This is a genomic window from Blautia sp. ZXY-1-B12 (genome assembly GCF_056339915.1).
The window spans coordinates 1-5,211 of record NZ_JBWJVP010000111.1 but is presented as its reverse complement, the minus strand read 5'-3'; the positions used below and the strand labels follow the sequence as shown (position 1 = coordinate 5,211).

The 5,211-nt window shown below is 55.1% G+C and carries 5 protein-coding genes and 1 pseudogene; all 6 read right to left on the bottom strand.

Annotated features, from left to right (window positions below):
- The coding region (locus AC075L_RS06735; protein WP_476387410.1) for a ribonucleotide reductase N-terminal alpha domain-containing protein at window positions 1-1,589 on the bottom strand (1,589 nt) is incomplete at its 3' end.
- Window positions 1,590-1,615: 26 nt separating this feature from the next.
- Window positions 1,616-2,121 (bottom strand): annotated as a pseudogene (locus AC075L_RS06730) (acyl-CoA dehydrogenase family protein); the annotation flags it as partial.
- Window positions 2,122-2,143: 22 nt separating this feature from the next.
- Window positions 2,144-2,575: an RrF2 family transcriptional regulator gene (locus AC075L_RS06725; RefSeq protein WP_476387409.1), complete on the bottom strand. Its 432-nt coding sequence runs from the start codon at window positions 2,573-2,575 to the stop codon at window positions 2,144-2,146.
- Window positions 2,576-2,930: 355 nt separating this feature from the next.
- On the bottom strand, window positions 2,931-3,359 hold the full coding sequence (locus AC075L_RS06720) for a GTP pyrophosphokinase (protein ID WP_476387411.1): 429 nt from the start codon (window positions 3,357-3,359) through the stop codon (window positions 2,931-2,933).
- 86 nt (window positions 3,360-3,445) lie between these two features.
- Window positions 3,446-3,592, bottom strand: coding sequence for a hypothetical protein (locus AC075L_RS06715; protein ID WP_476387408.1), 147 nt, complete (start codon window positions 3,590-3,592; stop codon window positions 3,446-3,448).
- A partial coding sequence (locus AC075L_RS06710; RefSeq protein ID WP_476387407.1) for an FAD-dependent oxidoreductase occupies window positions 3,589-5,211 on the bottom strand: 1,623 nt, incomplete at its 5' end. The genes AC075L_RS06715 and AC075L_RS06710, both read right to left, overlap by 4 nt.

Below are 5,211 nucleotides of genomic sequence, written 5' to 3'. Positions count from 1 at the left end.
GTGCAGAGATTGGAGCAATAGATCATTCCCGTGTGGCCGTTTGGGTTCATACGATTTACGCTGTCGCGGTTGAAGGCGAAGGGCGTGCCGGTCTCCACTGCCGAGCGAAGCACCAGCCGCACGATGTCCTTGACGGTGACGCTGCGCTTTTCGATGCGCGGGTCATTGACGCAGTCCAGATACCGCTTCTCCCATTCCGTACCCCAGTAATCCTCCAGTGCGTAGCCCTTGACCGTGAGGATCTCATGCGGACACATGAGATGCCACGGCGCGTCTATGTTCTCCTCCGCCAGTCGCCAGAAGAGATCCGGATAGCACACGGCGGGAAACACATCATGCGCCTTCATGCGGTCGTCGCCGTTGTTAGTGCGCAGTTGAAGGAATTCCGGCAGATCCCGGTGCCATGCGTCTAAGTAAACCGCCACAGCGCCCTGCCGCATCCCCAACTGATCCACCGCCACGGCGGTGTCGTTGACCAGCCGGATCCAGCGGATAACACCGCCCGCCGCCCCTTGAAAGCCGCGGATGGTGCTGCCTGCAGCGCGCACCTTACCGAAGTACATCCCCATTCCACCGCCGAATTTAGAGACCTTTGCGAAGTTGTCCAGCGAGCGGTAGATGCCGTCCAGACTGTCCGGCACAGTGTCCACAAAGCAGCTTGAAAGCTGATGGTAGGGCTTTCGCGCGTTAGACATGGTAGGTGTCGCCATCGTGACCTCCATACGGCTGAGCATATCGTAAAAGCGCTTTACCCACCCCATGCGGTCAGAGCCTTCGTTCATAGCAAGATGCAGCGCGATACCCAAAAACATCTCCTGCGGTGTTTCCAGCGGCACGCGGCTGCGTGACTGGATCACATAGCGTTTGAGCAGCAGGTCAAGGCCGGAGTAGGTGAACAGCTCGTCCCGTTCCGGGCAGAGAAAGTCCTCCGCCATGGCAATCTCCTCGTGGGTATAGTGGGCAAGGATATAGTCACCGTAGAGTCCCTTATCCGTCAGATAGCGAAGCTTGCCATAGAGGTCGCCGACGCCGCGCCCCTCCCATTCCTGTGCGTTGCGACAGCGAAAGGAGTGGTTCAGAATCCGCGCCGCGATGAACTCCCACTTGGGTGCCTCTGCCGTAGTCAGCTCTACCGCCGCCTTGGTCAGTGCCTCAGCCCGCTCATCCTCCGTCATGCCCGGGCGACAGAAACTCTCAAACTTCATTTGAAGCGCCGCGAGGGAGTAGACTTCCTCGGTAAAATCCATCTGGATGCGGCGCAGCACCTCGTCAAGCGAGTCATCCCCAACCGTCCGCGCGATGGTATGCCGGACACGGCGCAGCGCAGACCGCTTTTCTCGGTAGAGGATGTACGCCTTGGCCACCTCATAGTGTCCGCGCTCCATGAGCGTTCGCTCCACCTCGTCCTGCACACGTTCCACGGTGAGCGGCACTGTGACGGAGAGATTGTCGAGAACGGTGGCGAGGATCTCATCCAGCTCTCTGCTCCCGATCTCCTTGTCCTGTTCGTCAAACGCCTTTTTCACGGCGTTGAAAATTTTCTCCTGTTGAAAGGGAACAGACTCCCCGTTTCGTTTTCTTATCTCCATTTCGATTCTCTCCTCTTCTCCGGTCACTTGCCTAATAGGTTTTCCATGGGGACCTTCACGTCGTTGAAGATCAGCTCCGCCGTTGAGGAGGAGCGAATGCCCATCTTGTCATAGTTGTCGCCGAACTCAAAGCCCTTCCCAGCCCTTCTCCACGATGAAAGCGGAGATGCCCCGGGTGCCGATGTCCGGCGTGATGATGGCGAAAACCACATAGGTGTCCGCCTTAGGGGCGTTGGTAATGAAAATCTTGCCGCCGTTGAGGAGGTAGTAGTCCCCCTTATCCAGCGCCGTGGTCTCCGTGCCGCCGTCCACACGGGCCAGCTCCTCGACCGCGATGGCGTAGCTCAGGGCATCAAGACCGGCACCGCCGTACTCCTTGGGGTAGGGAATGCCCATCCAGCCCAGCTTCCCCAGCTTCTTGACAGTCTTCTTGGGAAACTCATTGTTCTGATCCATTAAAAATGCGAGGGGATTGATCTCCTCCTCCGTAAAACTCCGGATCTTCGTGCACCGCCGTGGTTTGAAACAGCATACGGGTACCTCCTCTTAAAATTTTACGGTTCGCTTGTATCTTGGGGATCGTATCCTCCGGTCAGCAGCCTGCGCAGGCTCACGGCGCGGAACGCCTCGTCCTGCTTTCGCTGCAAGGCCGCCAGCTGATAGTGGATGGCGCACCGCCCGTGCTCGTTCTGCCAGCGGCACTCATATCCCGGCTCCATGCAGGCACGCAGGACGCCCCGCTCCCCCATGACCCCCATGAGATCGTAGAGGGAGGTCGCGTCCGGGTCACAGGACAGCGCGCAGCCGCCGAGGGCGCCGCGGCTCACCCGCACCAAATTGCCGGCGGAGAGCTTGCGCAGGATCTGGTAGGCAAACTGAGTGGGGATCAATTCCGTTTTCGAAATCTCGGCCACCGAATGCTTCTCCCCGTCCAGCAGCACCCGCAAAATGCGCATCGCGTAGTCCGTCTCTTTAGTGATGATCATGCTCCGCATCCTCTTTTCGCTTGCTTGTTAGTGCCATCATATCAATCTTGATAAATTTTGTCAAGATAATTTCAAAAAAATTAGCGCTTTAACACAGACCGCCCCAGCCCGGTTCAGCTTCGCTTTCCATTCAGCGAAAAGCCATGTTCCTTACAATTATAGAAGCCGAAAAAGCTGTGCCGTGGAAGTCCGCCGAAAGCAGAAAAGACTATGACTGAAAACCAGAAAGCGGAGAAATTGGTTGGGGCTCGCAGGGGTCGCCCGCCCAGGGCGGATGAGACGATCCCTGACAAGCCTAAGCCGTCCAACCGAAACAAGCAATAAAGTGCGTACTTTTCATTTTATATTCGACGCATTATGTTAAGATGTGCAGTAGATGCTCCATTTTGCTGTCCCATTCTCTGCTGGAATCGGCGCACTCTTTCAGTTCAGTTTCGACTTCAGCATTTATCGGCAAGTTTTTCTTATAGCGGATGGTATGCTCAAGGCTTGCCCAGAAGTCCATAGCGATTGTACGGAGTTGTATCTCCACCGGCACATGGATCTCTTTTTCCGCAAAGAATACCGGCAACCGGATCGTCAAGTGCAGACTGCGATAGCCATTTGGCTTAGGGTGTGAAATATAATCTTTCTCCGTGATGATTTCAATGTCGGACTGTTTTTTTAAGCACTTTGCCAAAAAGAACACATCCTCCTCGAAAGAGCAGATCACCCGCACACCGGCAATATCCATGATATTTGCCTGCATGGTCGTAAAATCCAGAGAAAGTCCGCGCTTCTGCATTTTATTCATAATGCTGGACGGCGACTTCAAGCGGCTTTTTATACTTTCTATCGGATTGCGATCATGCTGCAATGAAAACTCTTCGTTTAGAATTTCCAACCTGCTTTCAGCGCACATCGGTATTGCAGCATGACTTCCTGATACCTGCGATTTTCTCTTAAAAGGCGCTGGCACTGCAAATCATCTAAGCCTTTATCTGCCGCAACCGTCAAGCCAAATAAATTCTCACTCATAGCTTCTCCATTCTGCAGGGATAGGCGCTCCGCGCTGTCTGCCGCTCTTGTGTTACGACTTGATAAAAAATGTATCCGCCGGAGAGATGGGAACAGGTGAAACCGTACTGCGTCAAAAGTCGGCAGGCCAGATAACTGCGAAGCCCTGTCTGGCAATTCACATAAACAGGCTTACCCCGGTCTAACTCGTCTAAATGCTCCCGCTGATCGTCCAAGGGAATGTTCCGAAAGCCGTCCAGATGCCCCCGCTGATACTCCCACGCCGTGCGGACGTCCAGCAGCGTCGCACTGCCATCGCAAGGCAAGTCCTCAACATCATTCCAATGGAACTGCCGTACCTTCCCGCTCTCTAAATCCTCGATCATAAAACCGGACATATTGACCAGGTCTTTGGCAGAAGAATAGGGCGGTGCATAGGAAAGGTCAAGCTCCGTCAGTTCCAGAGCTGTCATTTTTGCGCGAATGGCCGTTGCCAGTACATCAATGCGTTTGTCCACACCGTCGTCGCCAACGATCTGCGCACCGAGCAGCCGCAGGCTTTCTTTTTCATACAGCACCTTCATTACCATAGACTGTGCACCGGGATAATAGGCCGCGTGGGATGCCGGGAACAATACGACTTTGTCGTAAGCAATCCCTGCTGCCCGCGCTGTCTTTTCATTGATCCCCGTAAAGGCCGCTGTCAAGCCAAACAGTTTCAGAACAGACGAGCCTTGAGAGCCGTGATAGCGGCTGTTTCCGCCGCAGATATTGTCAGCGGCAATGCGTCCCTGCTTGTTGGCGGGTCCCGCCAGCGAAATCAGCACTTTCTGTCCGGTCACGAAATGGGTAACCTCTACGGCATCGCCCACAGCATAGATGTACGGCACGGAGGTTTCCATCCGCTCGTTGACAGCGATACTGCCACGAATACCAAGCATGAGCCCGGCTTCTTTTGCCAAATGCGTATCCGGGGTAACACCGATGGCCAGCAGCACCATATCCGAATGCAGTGGTTCACTTTCTTCCAACAGTGTCAGCACGGAATCTCCGTCCTGTCGGAATCCGGTGACGGTTTCACCCGACCGCAGAGCCACGCCGTGTCTGCGCATTTCCGCATGGACAAAACTCGCCATATCCGCATCCAGCGGCGCTAAAAGCTGCTTGGGACGCTGGACGATGGTGACGGAAACACCCATTTCTGCAAGGTTTTCCGCCATTTCCAGACCGATAAAGCCGCCGCCAGCCAAAACAGCGGTTTTCGGCTTCTGATCCTCAACAAAGCGCCTGATGCGGAGGGTATCCTCCACGGTGCGCAGCGTGAAAACACGCTCACTGCTGACACCGGAAAGCGCGGGAACCGTTGGCTTTGCGCCGGGGGCAAGAAGCAGCTTGTCATAGGTTTCCGTGTAGACCTTCCCACTGTCCAGTGCACAGACGGTGACGGTTTTCTCTGCGGGATTGATCTCAGTTACTTCCTGCCGTACTCGTACATCAATGCGAAAGCGATCCCAAAAGCTCTCCGGAGTTTGCAGCGTCAGTTCTGCTTGCTCTTTGATCACACCGCCCACATAATACGGCAGGCCGCAGTTGGCATAGGACACATAGCCGCTGCGCTCGATCATGATGATCTGCGCGTG

Coding starts and splice junctions, on each gene's coding strand:
- AC075L_RS06725 (WP_476387409.1), bottom strand. CDS start 2,575: ATGATCATCACTAAAGAGACGGACTACGCGATGCGCATTTTGCGGGTG.
- AC075L_RS06720 (WP_476387411.1), bottom strand. CDS start 3,359: ATGCAGAAGCGCGGACTTTCTCTGGATTTTACGACCATGCAGGCAAAT.
- AC075L_RS06715 (WP_476387408.1), bottom strand. CDS start 3,592: ATGAGTGAGAATTTATTTGGCTTGACGGTTGCGGCAGATAAAGGCTTA.